General features: G+C 71.9%; 20 protein-coding genes. 9 read left to right on the plus strand and 11 right to left on the minus strand.

The window, feature by feature from the left end:
* Positions 1-58: 58 nt before the first annotated feature.
* Together scy and mce are read right to left on the minus strand one after the other, a co-directional pair.
* Complete coding sequence (scy, locus tag KUM32_RS03125; RefSeq protein WP_217140203.1) at positions 59-4,039, minus strand: polarized growth protein Scy; 3,981 nt, start codon at positions 4,037-4,039, stop codon at positions 59-61.
* Between the two features lie 233 nt (positions 4,040-4,272).
* Complete coding sequence (gene mce / locus KUM32_RS03130) at positions 4,273-4,713, minus strand: methylmalonyl-CoA epimerase (protein ID WP_217140204.1); 441 nt, start codon at positions 4,711-4,713, stop codon at positions 4,273-4,275.
* Between the two features lie 149 nt (positions 4,714-4,862).
* Between mce and KUM32_RS03135 the strand changes: the two genes are divergently transcribed.
* The 3 genes from KUM32_RS03135 (at position 4,863) to KUM32_RS03145 (ending at position 8,937) form a co-directional block, all read left to right on the plus strand.
* Complete coding sequence (locus KUM32_RS03135; RefSeq protein WP_217140205.1) at positions 4,863-6,068, plus strand: acetyl-CoA C-acetyltransferase; 1,206 nt, start codon at positions 4,863-4,865, stop codon at positions 6,066-6,068.
* A gap of 82 nt (positions 6,069-6,150) precedes the next feature.
* Positions 6,151-7,107, plus strand: coding sequence for a methylmalonyl Co-A mutase-associated GTPase MeaB (gene meaB, locus KUM32_RS03140; protein ID WP_217140206.1), 957 nt, complete (start codon positions 6,151-6,153; stop codon positions 7,105-7,107).
* Positions 7,108-7,629: 522 nt separating this feature from the next.
* Positions 7,630-8,937: an MFS transporter gene (locus KUM32_RS03145; protein WP_217140207.1), complete on the plus strand. Its 1,308-nt coding sequence runs from the start codon at positions 7,630-7,632 to the stop codon at positions 8,935-8,937.
* On the opposite strand, the gene KUM32_RS03150 is transcribed toward KUM32_RS03145, so the two are convergent.
* Complete coding sequence (locus tag KUM32_RS03150) at positions 8,858-9,544, minus strand: PepSY domain-containing protein (RefSeq protein WP_217140208.1); 687 nt, start codon at positions 9,542-9,544, stop codon at positions 8,858-8,860. The two genes, KUM32_RS03145 and KUM32_RS03150, sit on opposite strands and share 80 nt — an antisense overlap.
* Before the next feature lie 124 nt (positions 9,545-9,668).
* On the opposite strand from KUM32_RS03150, the gene KUM32_RS03155 reads away from it, so the two are divergent.
* Positions 9,669-10,391, plus strand: a complete 723-nt coding sequence (locus tag KUM32_RS03155; RefSeq protein WP_217140209.1) for a response regulator transcription factor — start codon at positions 9,669-9,671, stop codon at positions 10,389-10,391.
* Complete coding sequence (locus KUM32_RS03160) at positions 10,388-11,809, plus strand: ATP-binding protein (protein WP_217140210.1); 1,422 nt, start codon at positions 10,388-10,390, stop codon at positions 11,807-11,809. Before KUM32_RS03155 ends, KUM32_RS03160 begins: the two co-directional genes overlap by 4 nt.
* 20 nt (positions 11,810-11,829) lie before the next feature.
* Here the strand turns inward: KUM32_RS03160 and KUM32_RS03165 are convergent, their stop codons facing one another.
* The 4 genes from KUM32_RS03165 to KUM32_RS03180 form a co-directional block, all read right to left on the minus strand.
* Complete coding sequence (locus KUM32_RS03165; RefSeq protein ID WP_217140211.1) at positions 11,830-12,306, minus strand: MarR family winged helix-turn-helix transcriptional regulator; 477 nt, start codon at positions 12,304-12,306, stop codon at positions 11,830-11,832.
* A 101-nt stretch (positions 12,307-12,407) separates the two neighbouring features.
* Positions 12,408-13,184 (minus strand): AIM24 family protein, encoded by a 777-nt coding sequence (locus tag KUM32_RS03170; protein ID WP_217140212.1) that lies wholly within the window; start codon positions 13,182-13,184, stop codon positions 12,408-12,410.
* Positions 13,181-13,831: an AIM24 family protein gene (locus KUM32_RS03175; protein WP_217140213.1), complete on the minus strand. Its 651-nt coding sequence runs from the start codon at positions 13,829-13,831 to the stop codon at positions 13,181-13,183. Before KUM32_RS03175 ends, KUM32_RS03170 begins: the two co-directional genes overlap by 4 nt.
* Positions 13,832-13,833: 2 nt before the next feature.
* A complete protein-coding gene (locus KUM32_RS03180; protein ID WP_217140214.1) occupies positions 13,834-14,466 on the minus strand; it encodes an AIM24 family protein in 633 nt (210 codons plus the stop codon).
* Between the two features lie 227 nt (positions 14,467-14,693).
* Here KUM32_RS03180 and KUM32_RS03185 point away from each other — a divergent pair, with 227 nt between their 5' ends.
* The 3 genes from KUM32_RS03185 (at position 14,694) to KUM32_RS03195 (ending at position 15,915) form a co-directional block, all read left to right on the plus strand.
* Positions 14,694-15,038: a DUF3817 domain-containing protein gene (locus KUM32_RS03185; RefSeq protein WP_217140215.1), complete on the plus strand. Its 345-nt coding sequence runs from the start codon at positions 14,694-14,696 to the stop codon at positions 15,036-15,038.
* Positions 15,035-15,328, plus strand: a complete 294-nt coding sequence (locus tag KUM32_RS03190; protein WP_003973587.1) for an MTH1187 family thiamine-binding protein — start codon at positions 15,035-15,037, stop codon at positions 15,326-15,328. The genes KUM32_RS03185 and KUM32_RS03190 overlap by 4 nt, the downstream gene beginning before the upstream one ends.
* A gap of 77 nt (positions 15,329-15,405) precedes the next feature.
* Positions 15,406-15,915 (plus strand): MarR family winged helix-turn-helix transcriptional regulator, encoded by a 510-nt coding sequence (locus KUM32_RS03195; RefSeq protein WP_217140216.1) that lies wholly within the window; start codon positions 15,406-15,408, stop codon positions 15,913-15,915.
* A 65-nt stretch (positions 15,916-15,980) separates the two neighbouring features.
* Here KUM32_RS03195 and KUM32_RS03200 read toward each other — a convergent pair whose 3' ends face one another.
* The 4 genes from KUM32_RS03200 to KUM32_RS03215 all read right to left on the minus strand — a co-directional run bounded on the left by KUM32_RS03200 (position 15,981) and on the right by KUM32_RS03215 (position 18,790).
* On the minus strand, positions 15,981-16,415 hold the full coding sequence (locus KUM32_RS03200; protein ID WP_217140217.1) for an NUDIX hydrolase: 435 nt from the start codon (positions 16,413-16,415) through the stop codon (positions 15,981-15,983).
* Positions 16,412-17,050 carry an AAA family ATPase gene (locus KUM32_RS03205; RefSeq protein ID WP_217140218.1) on the minus strand — a complete coding sequence of 213 codons (639 nt, stop codon included), beginning with the start codon at positions 17,048-17,050 and terminating at the stop codon, positions 16,412-16,414. Before KUM32_RS03205 ends, KUM32_RS03200 begins: the two co-directional genes overlap by 4 nt.
* The gene (locus KUM32_RS03210) at positions 17,047-18,075 is read right to left on the minus strand and encodes a radical SAM protein (protein ID WP_217140219.1); all 1,029 of its coding nucleotides are present in this window, start codon (positions 18,073-18,075) and stop codon (positions 17,047-17,049) included. The genes KUM32_RS03205 and KUM32_RS03210 overlap by 4 nt, the downstream gene beginning before the upstream one ends.
* A 256-nt stretch (positions 18,076-18,331) precedes the next feature.
* Entirely contained in the window at positions 18,332-18,790 is a 459-nt protein-coding gene (locus KUM32_RS03215; protein ID WP_217140220.1) for an ATP-binding protein, read from the minus strand.
* A gap of 333 nt (positions 18,791-19,123) precedes the next feature.
* Here KUM32_RS03215 and KUM32_RS43185 point away from each other — a divergent pair, with 333 nt between their 5' ends.
* Positions 19,124-19,246 carry a hypothetical protein gene (locus KUM32_RS43185; RefSeq protein ID WP_254404956.1) on the plus strand — a complete coding sequence of 41 codons (123 nt, stop codon included), beginning with the start codon at positions 19,124-19,126 and terminating at the stop codon, positions 19,244-19,246.
* The last annotated feature ends 31 nt before the right edge of the window (positions 19,247-19,277 follow it).

The following is a 19,277-nucleotide window of genomic DNA, read 5'->3' on the forward strand; positions in this document are numbered from 1 at the left end:
AGGGCCTGGACGGAACTCGGCCAAAGATCTCCAGCAGACACCGAATCCGTCCCGGGCGCTAGCCGTCCGACGACTTGCCACCCGAACGTGGGGCGCCCACCGTGGCTCCCGCCTTGACCCCGTTGTCCTTGCCCCCGGCCGGCGCCTCGAAGGACTCCAACGCCTCCAGCACGTCCTGCACCCGGGAGATCTCGGCGTTGATGTCCTCGCGGCGCCGCATCAGGATCTCCAGCTCGCGCTTGCCCTCGTCGACCGTGCGCCGGGCCTCCCGGACCGCCTCGGCCTTGAGCTCCTCGGCCTCCCGGACCAGCGTGGCCTTCTTCTGCTCGGCCTCCTTCAGCAGCCCCTCCGCCTTCTTGACGGCGGCGATGCGTACCTTGCCGGCCTCCGAATTGGCCTCCGACACCAGCTCCTTGGCCTTCGCCTCCGCCTTGGCGAGCTGCTCCTCGGCGGCCTTGATCAGCGCGTCGCAGCGGTCACCGGCCGACTTCATCGTCTCGGCGGCCTCGCGTCGGGCCCGCTCGTGCAGCTCCTCGATCTCCCGGGTGAGCCGCTCGCGCAGCTCCTCCGCGCGCTCCCTGACGGCGGTCGCGTCCCGGCGCGCGCCGACCAGCAGCTCGTCCGCGTCCGTACGGGCCTTCTCCACCCGCAGGTTGCCCTCGACCGTCGCTTCCGACACGATCCGCTCGGCCTCGGCACGGGCCGCGCCCACCATCGTGTCGGCCTGCGACTCGGCGTCCGCCGTGGTCTTCTGAGCCTGCTGCTGGGCCTCGGTGAGCAGCTTGTCGGCCTCGGCCGCGGTCTCGGTGATGAGCGTGTCGACCTGCTCGGCGGCCTCCGAACGCCTCTTGTTGGCGTCCTTGCGCGCCTCGTCGAGGGTGCGCTCGGCCTCCTCGCGCGCGGCCGCGGTGACCCGCTCGGCCGCCGCGGCGGCCTCCTCCCGCACGCGCTCGGCCTCGGTGCGCGTCCGCTCGGCGTGCTGCTGCGCGGAGCCGACCGCCTCGGCGGCCTCGGCACGCAGCCGCTCCGCCTCGGCGGCGGCCTCCGAGAGCATCTGCTCGGCCTGGGCGGCCACCTCGGCCCGGACCCGCTCGGCCTCGGCGACCGTCTCCGCGGTGAGCCGCTCCGCCTCCTCGCGCGCCGTCGTCCGTACCCGCTCGGCCTCGTCCGCCGCCTCGCCGCGGACGCGCTCCGCCCGGGCGACCGTCTCCGTCCGGATCCGGTCGGTCTCGGCCGCCGTCTCGGTGGTGAGCCGCTCCGCCTCGGAACGCGCCTCGGTGATCAGGGTGTCCGCCTGCGTCGCCGCGTCGGACCGGATGCGGTTGGCGTCCTCGCGGGCGTCCGCCCGGGTACGCGCCGCCGCCTGCTCGGCCTCCGCGATGGTGTCCGACGCCTCCGTGCGCACCCGCTGGGCGTGCTCGGCGACGTCCGACCGGATCCGCTCGGCCTCCGACATCGCCTCGGACATCGTCCGCTCGGCCAGCGCCTTGGCGGCCTCCGCCTCCTCCTGCGCCTCGCGGCGCAGCCGGCCGGCGTCCTCGCTCGCCCGCTCGCGCTCCGCGTAGGCGTCGGAGCGGACGCGGTCCGCCTCCTCCTCGGCCTCGCGCCGGGTGCGCTCCGCCGCGTGCTCGGCGGCGCTGCGCAGCCCGGTGATCTCCTCCTGGGCCTGCTCGTGCAGCCCGGCGACCGAGTCCCGCACCTGCTGCGCGTGCTGCTCGGCGGCCGACACCATCTCGGTCGCGCGCCGGTCGGCCTCCTCGACCAGCCGGGTCGCCTCGGCCTGCGCCTCCTCCACGCGGGTGCGCGCCGAGGCCAGCAGTTCCTCGCTCTGCTCGCGGGCCCGCTCGCGCTCCTGGTCGGCCTCCTGCCGCGCGGAACCGAGCAGTTCCTCGGCCTCGCGGCGACGCCGGGCGGCCTCCTCCTGGGCGGCGGCCAGCGTCTCGGACGCCTCGGTGGCGATGCGCTCGGCGGCGGCCTGCGCCTCCGCCCGCACCCGGTCGGCGCTCTCCTGCGCCTCCGACTTCAGCCGCTCGGCCTCACTGGCGGCCTCCGTGCGCAGCCGTACGGCGACGGCCTCGCCCTCCGCGCGGGAGGCGGAGGCGTCCGCGGCGGCCTCGGTGCGCAGCCGCTCGGCCTCCGTCTCGGCCTGCTGCTGGAGCGTACGGATCCGCTCCGCGGCCTCGGTGCGCAGCCGCTCGCTCTCCTCGGCGGCCTCGCGGCGGATCCGCGCGCCCTCCTCACGGGCCTCGGTCAGCGCCTCCTCGGCGGCGGTGCGGCGCTCCTCGGCCTCGGTGTGCAGCCGCGTCAGCTCCTCGGCGGCCTCCGTGCGACGGGCCTCGACGGCACGCTCGGTCTCCTCGCGCAGCTCGCGGGCGGCGCGCTCGGCGTCCGCCTGGAGCTCCTCGGCGCGCTCGGCGGCCTCCGCGCGGTGCCGCTCGGCCTCGGCGCGGGTGCGCTCCAGGGTCTCCTCGGCCTGCCGGCGCAGGGTCGTCGCCCGCTCGATGGCCTCGGTGCGGACCTTCTCGCTGTCCGCCGTCGCGGTCTGCCTGAGCTCGTCCGCGTCCGCCTTGGCCTTGGCGAGCAGCTCCTCGGCGGTCTTCGCCGCCTCCTCGATCTGCGCCACGGCCTCCTTGCGGGCCTCCGCGCGGATCTTCTCGCCCTCGGCGACCGCTTCGGCGCGCAGCTGCTCGGCCTCGCCACGCAGCCGGCGCGCCTCCTCCTGGAGCTCGACCGTCTTGGCGCGGTACTCCTTGGTGTCGTCCTTCGCCGCGCCCTTGAGCTGCTCGGCGATGTCGTGCGCCTCGCCGCGCAGCCGGTCCGCCTCGGCCTCGGCCTCGGTGCGGATCCGCTCGGCCTCCTCGGCGGCGGCCTTCCGGGTCCGCTTGGCCTCCTCCGACGCCTTGTTCAGCACGTCCTCGGCGGTCTTGGCCGCCTTGGACAGCTGGGTGGCCGACTCCTCGGCGGTGAGCGCACGGGCCTTCTCGACGGCCTCGGCGACGATCTTCTCGGCCTCGGCGCGGGCGTCCGCGACCAGCTGCTCGGCCTCGGACCTCGTCGACTCGGCGTCCTTCGTGGCCTCGCTGACCAGCCGGGCGACCTGCTCCTTGGCGGTGCGCGTGCGCTGCTCGTTGGCCGACTCGGCGCTCGCCAGGGCCTTGGCCGCGGACTCCTTGGCCTCGGCGACCAGCTTCTCGGCCTCGGTCTGCGCCTTGCGCAGCGCCTCCTCGGCCTCGGACATGCGCTGCTCGGCGGCCCGGCTCAGCTCCTGGGCCTGACGGCGGGCGGACTCCGACTCCGTCGCCGTGGAGCTGCGCAGCTGCTCCGCGTGGTCGGTGGCCTCCTGCGCCTGCGTGGAGGCGGCGTTCAGCAGCCGCTCGGCGTCGGCGCGGGCCCGGCGCAGGATCTGCTCGGCCTCGGCGCGGGCGCTCTCGGCGTCGCTCTGCAGCCGCTGCCGGGCCTCGGAGGTCAGCCGCTCGGCCTCGGCGCGGGCGGCGGCCATGGCCTGCTCGGCCTCGGCGCGGGACTCGTCGAGGAGCCGGCGGGCCTGCTGCTCGGTCCGGGCACGCAGCTGCTCCGCCCAGGCCACGTTCTCGTTGACGTGCGACTCGACGGTCCGCCGGCGCTCGGCCAGCTCCTGGTCCAGCTGCTGGCGCCGGGACACCGCCTCCTGGTGCAGCTCCGCCTGGAGCCGGGCGGCCTGCTCGGCATGCTCCTGGAGGATGCGCTGGGTCTGCGCCCGGGCCTGGCTCAGCTCCCGCTCGGCGTCCGCGCGCAGCTGGTCGGCCTGCGTCTGCGCGTTGCGCAGCAGCTGTTCGGCCTGGTACCCGATGTCGCCGCCGTCGAAGGCGGGCCGGGACATGATGGTGCGCCGCGCCTCGTGCAACTTGGCGCGCAGCACCTCGACCTGGTAGCCGAGGTCCTCGGCGTGCTGGATCGCCTTTTCCCGCTCGGTCCTCAGCCGCTTCATCTCGGCCTCGAACCGAGAGAGGTGGTCGACGTCAGCCGCCGGCTCTCGCTCCTGGCTCTCGTAGCCCCGCACTGCGCGGTCCCATCCGTCCCCTGGTCGCAAATCCCTTAGAACGGGCTCCGTCCGTCGGCCGAACGGTGCCCCCGGGGAATGGTGTCAGATCAACGGCGGAGCCTGGGCTGCTGCCCCGTCGCCCGCCCCCCGAAACACGACCCCGGCGATCCCGACGTCACCGACGACAGGACCGGGTCACCCTGGACTGAGCGGCGACCGCACCCAACCCTACCGGCCCCTATGTACGAGGGTCAGTGCTCAGGTGTCCCAACGGCCGCCGAAGTGACCAGTTCTGTCAGTACGCCATGGCAGTCCTTGGGGTGCAGGAAGGTGATCCGCGACCCCATGGAACCGCGCCGGGGCTCGTCGTACAGAACCCGTACGCCCTTGCCGCGGACGTCCGCGGCGTCCGCGTCCACGTCCGGCGTACCGAACGCGATGTGGTGGACGCCCTCGCCGTTCTTCGCCAGCCACTTCCCGACCGCGGAGTCCTCGCGGGTCGGTTCGAGCAGCTGCAGGTAGGTGGCGCCGCCGTCGGACGTCTCGTTGATCTTGAGCATGGCCTCGCGCACCCCCTGCTCCTCGTTGACCTCGGTGTGGAACACCTCGAAGCCGTAGGTGGCACGGTAGAACTCGACGGTCGTGTCGAGGTCGCGGCAGGCGATTCCGATGTGGTCGATTCGCGTCAGCATGGATTCAGTGCAGCGCTCCGGAGGTGGTTACGCAACGTGCGCGCGATCACACCGACCGCCGGGTGACGGGCGGGATACCGCTCAGTACATTCAAGTAAACCCTCGTTCACTCCTGGGCCTGTGCGGGCCGGAAAAGGGGATCGCAGCTCATGTCTTCTGCAACGAACGGCACGACCTCCGTCATCGTCGCGGGTGCGCGTACCCCGATGGGGCGGTTGCTCGGTTCGCTGAAGTCCTTCTCCGGAGCCGACCTCGGCGGCTTCGCGATCAAGGCCGCCCTCGACCGTGCGGGGATCGGCGGCGACCAGGTCCAGTACGTGATCATGGGGCAGGTGCTCCAGGCCGGCGCCGGACAGATCCCCGCCCGTCAGGCCGCGGTCAAGGCGGGCATCCCCATGAGCGTCCCGGCGCTCACGGTCAACAAGGTGTGCCTCTCCGGCCTCGACGCCATCGCGCTCGCCGACCAGCTGATTCGCGCGGGCGAATTCGACGTGATCGTCGCGGGCGGCCAGGAGTCCATGACCAACGCCCCGCACCTGCTGCCGAAGTCCCGTGAGGGCTTCAAGTACGGCGCGGTCCAGATGATCGACGCCATGGCGTACGACGGTCTGACCGACTCCTTCGAGGGCATCGCCATGGGCGAGTCCACGGAGAAGCACAACACCCGCCTCGGCATCGCGCGCGAGGCCCAGGACGAGATCGCCGCCCTGTCCCACCAGCGAGCCGCGGCCGCCCAGAAGAACGGCGTCTTCGAGGCCGAGATCACCCCGGTCGAGATCCCGCAGCGCAAGGGCGACCCGGTGCTGTTCAGCAAGGACGAGGGCATCCGCGGCGACACCACCACCGAGTCGCTCGGCAAGCTCCGGCCGGCCTTCTCCAAGGACGGCACGATCACCGCGGGCTCCTCCTCGCAGATCTCCGACGGCGCGGCGGCCGTGGTCGTCATGAGCAAGGCCAAGGCGCAGGAGCTGGGCCTGGAGTGGATCGCGGAGATCGGCGCGCACGGCAACGTGGCCGGTCCGGACAACTCTTTGCAGTCGCAGCCGTCGAACGCCATCCGGCACGCTCTGAAGAAGGAGGGGCTGGAGGTGGGCGACCTGGATCTGATCGAGATCAACGAGGCGTTCGCCGCCGTCGCGGTGCAGTCAATGAACGACCTCGGCGTTTCCACCGAAAAGGTGAACGTCAACGGCGGCGCGATCGCCCTGGGTCACCCGATCGGCATGTCCGGCGCCCGGCTCGTACTCCACCTGGCGCTGGAGCTGAAGCGGCGCGGCGGCGGGGTCGGCGCGGCGGCGCTGTGCGGCGGTGGCGGCCAGGGTGACGCGTTGATCGTGCGGGTACCCAAGGCCTGAGTGCGCGGTACGCCGTCTCACCGGGCGACCCCGGACGCACCCGAATGAACCTGAACGCCGAACGGAGCTGAACGGAGCTGTGATGCAGGACGTCTCCTCGCTGGTCGCCCAGGCCAGAGAAGGCCGGCCGCGGGCCGTGGCCCGGCTGATCTCCCTGGTGGAGGGGGCGTCCCCGCAGCTCAGGGAGGTCATGGCGGCCCTTGCGCCGCTGACCGGCGGGGCGTACGTGGTCGGTCTGACCGGCTCGCCGGGGGTCGGCAAGTCGACGTCCACCTCGGCTCTGGTGACGGCGTACCGCAAGCAGGGCAAGCGGGTCGGTGTGCTCGCCGTCGACCCCTCGTCCCCCTTCTCCGGCGGTGCCCTGCTCGGCGACCGCGTCCGCATGTCGGAGCACGCCTCCGACCCCGGCGTCTACATCCGCTCGATGGCGACCCGCGGCCACCTCGGCGGCCTCGCCTGGGCCGCGCCGCAGGCCATCCGGGTGCTGGACGCGGCCGGCTGCGACGTGATCCTCGTCGAGACGGTGGGGGTGGGGCAGTCGGAGGTCGAGATCGCCTCCCAGGCCGACACCTCCGTCGTCCTCCTCGCCCCGGGCATGGGCGACGGCATCCAGGCGGCCAAGGCCGGGATCCTGGAGATCGGCGACGTCTACGTCGTCAACAAGGCCGACCGGGACGGCGCCGACGCGACCGCACGCGAGCTGAACCACATGCTCGGCCTCGGCGAGGCCCGCGCTCCCGGCGACTGGCGCCCGCCCATCGTCAAGACGGTCGCCGCGCGCGGCGAGGGCGTCGACGAGGTCGTCGAGGCCCTGGAGAAGCACCGCGCGTGGATGGAGGAGCGGGACGTCCTGGCCGAACGCCGCCGGGCCCGCGCCGCCCGCGAGGTCGAGACCATCGCCGTCACCACCCTGCGCGAACGCATCGGCGACCTCCACGGTGACCGCCGCCTGGGCGCGCTGGCGGAACGGATCGTGGCGGGCGACCTGGACCCGTACCGCGCGGCGGACGAACTGGTGACGGGACTGACCAGCGGCTGACACCGGCCTGCGCCTGCGAGAGGCGCGGGGTGGCTGGGCGGGTCCGCGCCCTGGCCCGGGTCCGGGGAAGGACGTGCGGCGGCCGGGGGTGGGTCCGCGTCCGCCGCACGCGACGACGCGGGGCGGCCGGCGCCGGCGGGCGTCCGTGTCTGCGCCAACCTTCGCGGCCGGCGCCGGCGTGCGTCCGTGTCCGCGCCACGCCCTCGCGGCCGGCGCCGGCGTGCGTCTGTGGGTGCGATGTACGCGTCGCGGCTGACTTCGGCCTGCGTCCGCGGCCGCGACCGGTGCGTCGCGGCCGGCACCGGCGTGCGTCTGTGGGCGCGGCACACGCGTCGCGGCTGACCTCTGCCCGTGCCCGCGAACCCGCCCGCGAAAAACCCGTCGCGGCTTCACGGACTTGCTGGTACCTTCACCCGCGTGTTCCTCCTCTTGGCCTAGGACCCGCCCCGCACGCGACCGCCGTACCCGGCCGTCGCGCGCTTCGGCGTCCCCCTTTCGCCTCCTTCCTGAGGAACCACTCGCGTGTCCACGCCCTCTCCGCGGCCCTCCTACGCCGCCGTCCTCCGCGCCCCCCATGCCCTCCGCGCCTTCACGGCCGCCCTCGTCGGCCGGTTGTCGTACGGCACGGTCTCCCTCGCCCTGATGCTCTCCCTGACCCGGTCCACCGGGTCGTACGCCATGGCCGGCACCCTCATGGCGCTCTTCGGGGCCACCAGCGTCTTCCTGTCCCCCTACCGCGCCGCCCTGGTCGACCGGCACGGCCCACGCCGGGCCCTGCTCCCCATGGCCCTGCTGTACGCCACCCTGCTCGGCGCGCTCGCGGCGGCCTGCTGGCGACCGGGCGCGCACCCGGCCGTCCTCGCCGGGACCGCCGCGCTGGCCGGCGCCTGCACGCCGCCGCTCGGCCCCACGATGCGCGCCGTGTGGGCCGAACTGCTGCCCGACCGGGCCATGGTGCAGCGCGCCTACAGCCTGGACGGCGTCGCCGAGGAACTGCTCTTCGTCTCCGGCCCGCTCCTGGTCGGCGTGGTGGTCGGCGTCGCTCCACCGGCTGTCGGCGTCGCACTCAGCGCGCTGCTGGTCGCGGTGGGCACCCTCGTCTTCGCCACGTCACCGGCGGCGGGCGCGCTGCGTCCGGCGGGGCGGGCGAAGGACGGCACCCCGGCGGCCGGACGGGCCGGAACGGGACAGGGGCGGGCCCTGCTGCAACCCGTGGTCGTCGCGGCGGGTGTCGGCGTCTCGGTGAGCGCCGTCGACCTCCTCGCCGTCGCCTTCGCCGGGCAGCACGGCCACGGGGACGGCACCGTCGCCTGGGTGCTCGCGGCGCTGTCGGCGGGCAGCGCGGTCGGCGGCCTGCTGAACGGCGCCGTCACCTGGAGGTCGTCCGCCCGTGCCCGGCTGCCGTTCCTCGCGGCCGGCCTGGGACTGTGCCTGGCCGCCGCGGGCCTCGCCCCCGGCGTCGGCATGCTGGTCGCGGCCGTCACCTGCGCGGGGCTGTTCGTGGCACCGGCGCTGACGACGGCCTACCTGATCGCCGACGAGAGCGCCGAGCCCGGCTTCCGCACCCGGGCCGGCGCCTGGTGCAACACGGCCGTGAACGCCGGCATGTCCGCCGGTGCCGCCGCGGTGGGCCTGCTGGTGGAACGGCTGCCGCTGCCGGTGTGCTTCGCGCTCTGCGGCGCGGTCGCCGTGGCGGCGGCGCTGGTGCCGGGGCGCCGCCGCGGTGCAACCGGGGAGCGGCCCGGGCTGCTCAGTCGTCGTCCGGGCGGGAGTCGTCCGAGCCCGAGCCGTCCGAGCCCGAGTCCGAGTCGGACGAGCGGTCGGCCGTGACCTTGCCGGTCTTCAGGTCGACCCGCCAGTCCTGCTCCGCGTCGCCGGAGGACCGGGTCTCGACCTCCCAGGCCGCCTTGTCGCCGTCATCGCCGTCGTCCAGCTCCACGGAGGTCACCGTGCCCTTGCCGGCCGCGGCCCGCGCCGCCTCGGCCGCGCTGACGGACGTGCCCTTGAGGGCGGCCCGCGCCTCGGCCGTGTCGTCCTCGTCCTTCTCCGTGTGGGAGCCGAGGACCTCGCCGGTGGCCGGGTCGACGCGCACGCTGTGCCACGTGCCGTCACCGGCGAGGACGTCGACCTCCCAGGCCGCGCTCTCGTCGCCGTCGCCGTCGTCGCCGTCGTCGCGGTCAAAGTCGTCCAGTTCGGCGGAGACCGCGGCGCCGGGTGCCTCCCGCAGGGCGGAGGCGACGGCGTCGGCCACCGTCACCTTCGCGGAGGACACGCGGGTGACGCCGCCGCCGTCGACGTCGGCCTCCGAGGCGTCGCGGACGTCCGTCTGACGCGTCGTACCGGGGTCGTCGTCCCCCGTGGTCGCCAGGGCCGTCGCCGTACCGCCTCCGATCAGTGCGGCGGCGGTCACGGCGGCGATCACGATGTTGCGCTTCATGCCTTGTCCTCCGAGTCAATCTCCATCGCTTCGACATCGACGCCTTCACTGTCGCGGACCGACGCTGAGGCCAGGCTGAAGCCACCTGAAGGGATCTTCAGCCTCGCTCTGGGACTCTTGACGCATGCGCCCACCCGTCGCCCACCACCACCCCGCCGGAGGCGCCGCGCGCCGCCCCTCCCGCATCCTGATCGTGGAGGACGAGAAGCGGCTCGCCCTCTCGCTGGCCAAGGGCCTCACCGCCGAGGGCCACGCCGTGGACGTCGTCCACGACGGCCGGGAGGGCCTGCACCGGGCCGGTGAGGGCACGTACGACCTCGTCGTCCTCGACATCATGCTCCCCGGCCTCAACGGCTACCGGGTCTGCGCCGCCCTGCGCGCCGCCGGGCACGACGTGCCGATCCTGATGCTGACCGCCAAGGACGGCGAGTACGACGAGGCGGAGGGCCTGGACACGGGCGCGGACGACTACCTCACCAAGCCCTTCTCGTACGTCGTCCTCGTCGCCCGCGTGAAGGCCCTGCTGCGGCGACGCGCCCAGGCGGCCGGGGCCTCGCCCGTGCACGTCCACGGCGACCTGAAGGTCGACACCGCCGCGCACCGGGTCTTCCTGGGCGAGGCCGAGGTCACGCTGACCGCGAAGGAGTTCGCGGTCCTGGAGCAGCTGGTGGTGCGCGCCGGCCAGGTCGTCTCCAAGGCGGAGATCCTGGAGCACGTCTGGGACTTCGCCTACGCAGGCGACCCCAACATCGTCGAGGTCTACGTCAGCGCCCTCAGGCGCAAGCTGCGCGCCGGCCTCATCGGGACCGTGCGCGGCGCCGGCTACCGGCTGGAGGGCGGACGATGAGCCGGCTCTTCGGGTCGGTCCGCGCCCGGGCCACGCTGGGCGCCACCCTCGTCGTGGCCGTCGCCCTCGTCGCGGCCGGCGCCGCCGTCCTGCTGTCCCTGCGCTCCAACCTGCTCGGCGAGGCCGGTACGCAGGCGGAGCGTTCCGCGCGGGAGGTCGCCGCCGAGCTGGCCGTCGGGACGGCGTACGGCGAGCTGTCGCTGGACGTGGACGACCGGCCGGTGCAGGTCGTCGACGGTCACGGCAGGCTGGTCGCCGCCAGTGAGGACCTGGAGCGGATCAGCGGCACCGGCGTCGCCGCGGTGAAGCCGCAGCAGGCCGCTCCCCGGGACGGGGAGGACGACGACGCGGACGACGACGATGACGCCTCCGGCGAGTCACTCGAACCCGGCGAGATCGGTGAGCGGGCCACCACCGGCGACGGATCGGCGACCGTCGACGGCGACACGCAGGACTACCGCTTCGCCGCGGTACCCGTCGAGACCCGGGACCGGGGCCGGCTCACCGTCTGGGCCGGTGCCCCGCTGTCCGCCGAACACGGCGCCGTGGACACCGCGCTGACCGTGATGCTGATCGGCTTCCCCGTGCTGCTCGCGGTCGTCGCGTGGGTGACCTGGCTGGTCACCCGGCGTGCGCTGCGCCCGGTGGAGGGCATCCGGCGCGAGATGGCCGCGATCACCGCCAGCGAGGACCTCGCGCGCCGCGTCCCGGTGCCGGGCACCCACGACGAGGTCGCCCGGCTCGCCTCGACGACCAACGAGACGCTGGCCGCCCTGGAGGCCTCGGTGGAGCGGCAGCGGCGGTTCGTCGCCGACGCCTCGCACGAACTGCGCAGCCCGATCGCCTCCCTGCGCACCCAGCTGGAGGTGGCCGCCGCCCACCCGGAGCTGCTGGACCTCGACGGCGCGGTGGAGGACACCGTACGGCTGCAGCGGCTCGCCGCCGACCTGCTGCTGCTGGCCAGGCTGGACGCGGGGGAGAGGCCCGCCGACGCCCGCTTCGACCTCGCCGCGCTCGCGCGGGAGGAGACCGCGGGCCGGTCCGGAGTGAGCGTGCGGGCCGGGGGTGAGGTCACCGTGGCCGGATCACGGGGGCAGCTGGGACGGGTGCTGGCCAACCTGCTGGACAACGCGCAGCGGCACGCCCGCTCGGCGGTGGAGGTGTCCGTACGACGGGACGGTGAGGCGGCAGTGGTCGCGGTGGCCGACGACGGCGAGGGTGTGCCGGCGGCCGACCGGGAGCGGATCTTCGAACGCTTCGTACGGCTCGACGCCGCCCGCAGCCGCGACGACGGCGGCGCCGGGCTGGGCCTGGCCATCGCCCGCGACGTCGCGCTGCGGCACGGCGGCACCCTCACGGTCCACGACGCGCCGGCAGGCGGTGCCCTGTTCGAGCTCCGCCTGCCCGGTGCCTGGTGAGGCCGCCGTCGAGAGCGCCGTCAGGAACGTCCGCGCTGCCCGCGCAGGTGCTCCGCGATGGGCTTGAGCGCCTTGTCGAGCTCCGTCAGGGCCTCGGGGGCCAGCAGGTCGATGAAGTGCCTGCGCACGGACGCCACGTGGTGCGGCGCGACCTTCCGCATCGTCTGCAGGCCGTGCTCGGTGAGCACGGCGTAGAGCCCGCGGCGGTCGGACTCGCAGTTCTCCCGCCGGACCAGGTCCGCGTTCTCCATGCGCGTGATCTGGTGGGAGAGGCGGCTCTTGGACTGCATCGTGGCCGTGGCCAGGTCGCTCATCCGCATCCTGTCGCCCTCCGACTCGGAGAGGTTCACCAGGATCTCGTAGTCGTTCATCGTCAGGCCGAACGGCTGCAGGTCCTTCTCGAGCTGGTGCGTCAACAGCCTGTTGACCTCCAGGTGGGTGCGCCAAGCACACTGCTCCGTATCGGTCAGCCAGCGGGTGGCCGTCTCGGTCTCCATGAATGAAGTCTACCTAAAAAGTTGAAAGGCGAACTAGTGAGGGCTTCTCCGTGACGGTGACGGTGCGCACGCGTTCGACGTCACACTCCGCAGGTTACCGCTCACAGCCCGAAGCGGCGCTGGAGGTCCCCCAGCTGTCCGGGAAGTCCCGGTACCCCCTGCCGCCCGCCCGGAGTGCCGGACGCCCCGCCGCCGGGCACCCCCGCCTGCTGCGGGGCCGCCCCCGGGGCCTGCTCCGCCATCAGCGCCTCACTGGACTGCAGCAGTACCGTCCCCGCTCCCACGAACTCGAACTGGTGCTCCTCCCCGGAGGCCCCGCCGAGCCCCGTCATCGCACGTAGACCGCCCAGCAGGCCGGTCATGTACCCGTGGTCGTAGTGGTGGCAGGGCGACGGACAGTCGGCCCAGCCGACCAGGGCCTGCGGGTCGACCCGGATCGGGGGTTCGACGAACACCACCGGACCGTTCGACGCGGCCACGAACTTCCCGGTCCCGATCAGGGTGAGAAAGCCCGGCACGATCGACTGCTTGAGGGCGAGACTTGGCTGAAAAGCGAGCAAGTTGCCCGAGCGAATGGTCAGGTTGCCGTCCTCCAGGTCGTACGAGTTCACGTCGAAGGCCCGGTCGGCGAGGAGCATCTTGCCCGAGCCCTCGGCCACGACCCAGTCACTCGCGTGCAGAGGCGAATGGAAGGACGTGCGCATCAGCCGGTCCAGCCGGCCGTGCCCGACCCCGTTGAACTCGATCGACCCGTAGTAGGCGATCATCTTTCCCTTCTGCAGGAACCACTGGCTGCCCCTGAGTTCCACACAGAAGGTGTACGGATTGACGTTGTCGTCGGCCGGCAGGGACACCGGATCGTGGTGAACGGTGCTCACAGCTTCTCCTCCGAGGCCTGGACGTACACCGTGCCGCTGCCGCTGAGCTCCAGCTGGAACGCCTCGCCGGAGCCGCGCCCCACCATGTCCCGCCAGCCCAGCGCCGTGGACAGCTTGTTGCGGACGTCGCCGTGGTGGGCGACGTAGGCCTGCGGGTCGACGTGCACGGCCCGCTGGGGGGTGATGGGCACCTCGAAGACGCCCCCGTGGGCCATCACCGCCACCGCGCCGTGGCCCTTGAGGGAGGTCGTGAACAGTCCCTGCCCGCTGACCTGGCCGCGCACCATGCCCATCACGCCGCCCTGCGAGCCCAGGAACACCGTGCCCTGCTCCAGGGTGCCCTCGAAGGCGAGCAGGCGGTCCGCCTCCACGTACAGGGTGTCGCCGGCGAGGTTGATCACCTGCACGTGATGGCCGCCGTGCCCGAAGAACACCGTGCCGCTGCCCTCGACAGTCATCAGCGGCGTGTCCTCGTTCGCCACCCGGCGGCCGATCATCGACATGACGCCGCCCTGGCCGCCCCGGAGGTTCGGCGTGAAGGACACCTCGCCCTGGTACGCGAGCATCGCCCCGCGCTGACTGAACAGCCGCTGCCCGGGCGCCACCGTCGCCCGCACCATCCTGGAGTTGATCTCCTGGAAGGCCATCGTCAGACCTCCCCCGCGATCGTGTTCCGCTCGCTCGGCTGCACGTACACCAGTCCGTCGCCCTCGAAGCGGATCTGGAAGGCCTCCCCGCCGCCCTCGCCGAACAGCGTGCGGAAGGTCACCCCCGACTGGAAGGACTGTCGCAGGTCGCCCTGGTGCGCGACGTACGCCCCGGGGTCGACGGTCAGCGGGTACTGCGCGCTGACCCGCAGCACGACCGCCGGGCCGTCCGACATGATCGCCGCCTGTCCGTGCCCCTCGACGGTCGTGGTGAACAGCCCGTTGCCCTGCGAGGCGCCGCGCGTCCCCGTGAAACTGGTGCCGGTCCGCAGCCCGGCGTCGGCCGCCAGGAAGTTGCTCGACTCGACGTACAGCTTGTCGCCCCGGAGGCCGACGAGACTGATCTCCGACGCCCGGTCCGCGAACCAGCAGGTCCCGTGCCCCTTCACCTCCATCACCGTCATCTGCTCACCGGTGATCCGCCGGGTCACCATCCCCCGGACGCCCTCACCGCCGCCGCTCAGCTTCTTGAAGGTCATCTCCCCGTCGTACGCGACCATCGAGCCGTTCTTCGCCTTCACGGCGTCTCCGGTCATGTCGACGGCGAGTACCTTGCTGCCTTGAAGTCGGAACATCGCCACAAATGGGAAGGTAGTCGTAGGCCGGGCCTCCCGACAGGTCCCCGGACGGAGACGACCCCGATCCCACCCCCGGGGAACTCCCCGGCCCCGACCCCCTCACCCGGGCGCGTCGGGGGTTTGCCACAATGGACGCGCGCTTGTGCGTGCGTTCACAAACCGCCCGCTCATCGGCGCGCCCGATGTACCGATCCCTCTCCATCCCTCTCCACCGAAGGTGACCCGTGGACCTCAAGACCGCCACCGCCCTCCGCCGCCTCCGCCTGGTCTCGGGCCCCGAGGCGATCTCGTTCATCCTGCTGCTCGTCTGCTCCGTCCTGAAGCGGACCACGGACTTCAACGCGGTGCCGGTGATGGGCATGATCCACGGCGTCCTCTTCGTGCTGTACGTGGTCTTCTGGGCGGACGCCTGGAACCGCGCCAAGTGGCCGCTGAAGACCGCCGCCCTCTACTTCGTCCTCTCCGTCCTGCCGACCGGGGGCTTCTTCGCCGAGCGCAAGCTCAAGCGTGAGGCCGAGAGCGCGGTCATCGCCTCGCGCGCCCGCCAGGAAGGGATCGTCAACGCATGATCGTCGCCTTCTCGGTGACACCGCTCGGCGTCGGCGAGGACGTGGGGGAGTACGTCGCCGACGCCGTCCGGGTGGTCCGCGAGTCGGGCCTGCCGAACCGTACCGACGCGATGTTCACGTCCGTCGAGGGCGAGTGGGACGAGGTCATGGACGTCGTCCGGCGGGCCGTCGCCGCCGTCGAGGCACGGGCACCGCGCGTCTCCCTGGTCCTCAAGGCGGACATCCGTCCCGGTGTGACGGACGGTCTGACGTCGAAGGTGGAGACGGTGGAGCGGCATCTCGCCCCGTAGTCGTGCGGTGAGAGCGGTGGTATCGAAGGGCGAGACGGGGCTGACCGGCATGTGACCGGCCGGTAAGGTCTGGTGCCGTGCCGAAGCCCCTCAGTCTCTCCTTCGATCCCATCGCCCGCGCCGACGAGCTCTGGAAGCAGCGCTGGGGCAGTGTCCCCTCCATGGCCGCGATCACCTCGATCATGCGGGCGCACCAGATCCTGCTGGCCGAGGTGGACGCGGTGGTCAAGCCGTACGGGCTGACCTTCGCGCGGTACGAGGCGCTGGTGCTGCTGACCTTCTCCAAGTCGGGCGAGCTGCCGATGTCCAAGATCGGCGAGCGGCTCATGGTGCACCCCACCTCGGTGACGAACACCGTCGACCGGCTGGTGCGGTCCGGCCTGGTCGCCAAGCGCCCCAACCCCAACGACGGCCGCGGCACGCTCGCCACCATCACCGACAAGGGCCGCGAGGTCGTCGAGTCGGCCACCCGCGACCTGATGGCGATGGACTTCGGCCTGGGCGCGTACGACGCCGAGGAGTGCGGCGAGATCTTCGCGATGCTCAGACCGCTGCGGGTCGCCGCGGGGGATTTCGCGGAGGAGTGAGGGGTATCGCAGCAGTCGATCGGAAGATGCCGCTAGTAGTTCCGTTCGCGGCAGGGGAGTAGCGGTCAAGCGCTGTTCTTGAACAACCGGTTGACGAGCAGGAGCGCGAGGGGACCGGCGGGCAGGAGGAAGCGCCCTTCGGCGGCTGCGGTGACGGCGTCGGCGAGGGGCCACCAGGTGAGCTTGAAGTCTTTTTCAGTGTCATTGAGTTCTTGAGGGCCGAGGGAGAGTTCTTCAGCAAGGTAGAGGGACATCCGGGCGGCGCTTCCGAGGGTGATGGCGTAGGTGCCGAGGTGACGCCACTTCGCGGCGGTGACACCCGCTTCTTCCCGAAGCTCGCGGCGGGCACACTGCTCGGGTTGCTCACCGGGGTCCCGTCTGCCTCCAGGGAGGAACATTCCTCCGTGCCGGGAGTTGCGGGAGCTGAGGACGGCGACACGTCCGCCCTCGTCGAGGGCGACGATGACGGACGCGTCCTGTAGATCCGGGGTGTTGGTCATGTGCTCAGTTCTGTCAGGTGGGCGGTGATGGTGTCGGCGAGTTCACCGGGTGTGCGGTCGTCTGTGTCGATGATGACGGCCGTGGGGTCGTCTGCCGCTGCTTTGTCGAAGTTCGAGCGGAGGCGTTCCAGGCGTCCGGGGACCGTGATCATGTCGTGGTCGTCCTGGTTGTAGTCCTTCTTGCCGGCCATTCGGGTGTGGAGCGTTCGGTTTGTGCATCGCAGATAGAACGTGCGGTCGGGAGCGGGTAGGTACGGGCGGAACGGGACGAGGAGTTCCGCGACTTGGGCCATGTCGAGTTCGTGGACGGCAGAGTGGTACGCGAGCACCGACGACACATAGCGGTCGGAGACGACGGCCCCGCGTTCCAGGTGGTTCCGGACGATGTCGGAGGCGTGGAGGACGCCGGAAAGATAGAACGCGAACTGTGGCAGGGCGCGCGTGTTCGCGTTCATGACCGGTGCCCACGGCATGTAGAAGTCGGGCACGGTGTGCAGGGTTCTGGCGTTCAGGCGCTGTGCGAGAAGGCGGGCAAGGGTGGATTTCCCGATGCCGGAGATCCCTTCCAGGACGATGAACGGGCCGTTCCTGCGGAGGGGAGCGCCGGGCGTGTAGGCGCCGTACAGGGGGCTCACAAGGTGCCCTCGGTGAAAGCGGACAGGTGGCGGGCGATCGCCGAAGCGGTGTTGGCCTGTTCGGCGAGGAGAAGCCGGAGGTCCAGGCGCAGGTCATCACGCAGGAGGCACGGCTGTACTCCGCCGGCGTGGTCCATGCGTAGCGACCAGAAGCCCTCGACGCATCGCGGTTTGAGGGGACAGGCACCGCACTGTCCGACATGATGGCGTCCCAGGTCCCGCTGGATGATGTCGATCTCTACGCCGTCGACGCGGAAGACGCGGCGGCCCTGGCCGACTCCGGCGATCTCGGTGCGCTCGTCCGTGGTGAGGGTACGGAGGTGCTGGATGAGTCCCTCAGCGGTGACGGCGGAGTCGCGATGGGCCTCGTTGAAGTCGGTGTTCACCAGTTCGATGAACTGCACCGGGAGCCGTCGTTCCAGGGCGTAGTCGAGGATGGGCAGGACCTCGTGCGCGTTCTCGCGCTGAAGCAACGTGTTCAGCTCTACGCGTTCGAACAGGTCCCGGGCTGCGTCGATGCCGCTGAGGATCTGGTTGATGCCGAACCGCACGCCCGCGATCTCGTACAGGCTGTCGTCCGAAAAGTAGTGCAGGGAGACCTTTACCTTGTTCAGGCGAGTGGTGGACAGCCACTCCGCATGGCGGCGGACGAGACTGCCGTTCGTGATCAGCGTGTAGGAACCATCGGCGCCTGCGTCGGGAAGTTCCGTGAGTACCGGCCTGGCCAGCGGGGAGAGGAGTGGCTCACCACCGGTGAAGTAGACGCGCTTCAGTCCGGCGGCGATGACGTCACGGAGCACTGTGAGGTAGTCGGCGGCCGTCAGCTCTCCGGGGCGCGGGCGGTCCTCGCGGTGCAGCCGGGTGTGGGGTGGCGGTACGTCTCCTTCGTTGTGGCAGAACCAGCATGCTTCGTTGCACAGCGGCGTCAGGGAGACCCGGAACTGCCCGCGCAGTGCGGCGAAGTTCTGCAGCGCCGTCCAGTCGGTGGCGGGCGAAGGCGAGGGCGACAGGATCGGGATGGTCATGTGTTGTCCTCCGATGGTCGTGTCGAGTGATGCCGTGCCGTCCCGCCCGATGGGCGGGACGGGGGATATGACGTCCGCCCCGCCCGGGTCACCAGAGTCACGGCAATAGGTACCGTGGCGGGTGATTCGCCCACTGGTCATGACCGGGCCCCACAGCGGCGTGCGCGCGCCTGCACGCTGTTCACGACCGAAGTGCCAGGACGGCACAGGGCCGGGCCGGGGCGACTCGGTGGTTCCGGGTGCGCGTGGGACCCGCTCACGGTTCGGCTCTCAGCAGGGCCCAGACGGTCTTGCCGACCGGATGGCGGGTCACGCCCCAGTCGACGGCGAGGGCCTCCACAAGGACCAGTCCGCGGCCACCGGTTTCGTCCTCGCCCGGCTCGCGCTTCACCGGACGGGTCATGGAACTGTCGGAGACCTCGATCCGGACCGAGGACGGGGCCGGGCGCTCCAGCGTCAGACGGCAGTGACCAGGTTCCTGCGCGTTGCGGTGGCCCGAATGCCGGATCGCGTTGGTGACCAGCTCGCAAGCGATCAGCTCGGCGTCCGTCGTCAGGTCTTCGGACAGGCCCCAGCACTTCATCGTGGTCCGCGCTGACCGGCGTGCCAGGGCCGCGCTGAGGGGTAGGCAGGCGAGGGACACGCTGTAGCCCGGATACCCGGTCCCATGGGCGTGCAGTTGCGGGACGGTGGGTGCTGATCGTCTTGCCGTCATGCGGGTCATCGCGGCCTTACGCTCGGGCGGCTGGGGATGTGGCGGCTGTCCCCTCCAAGAGGCAAGGGGCGGTCGCCGAGTCCAGAACGGCCCGTGGCGCGGGGCTCGTTGCTGTCCTGATGGCCAGTCAACGACTACTCAGCGCTGTGGGACCATCACAGATGCGGCACCTGCATACAAATATGAGCTGAGTGGGTACGGGCAGGCGCACGGTGCCGTGGGGGCTCGTAACGTGGGGGTGTGCCGGTGAAGTGGCAGGCGACAGCGATTCGGGAGGCATCCCGGACGGGGGACTACGGCAAGGTCATCGAGCTTGTCCGGCAGGACCGGCGCATGACCCAAGCGGAACTCGGCGGGGCGATCGGTCTCTCACAGTCGGCCGTCTCCCGGCTGGAGAAGCGCGGCGCGCGTACATACAGCACGGACGTGTCCTGGCAGCGGCGTCCGCACACCTGAGCATTCCACCAGCGCTGGTGGGGCTCGCGGA

Source organism: Streptomyces sp. AC627_RSS907 (genome assembly GCF_019049165.1).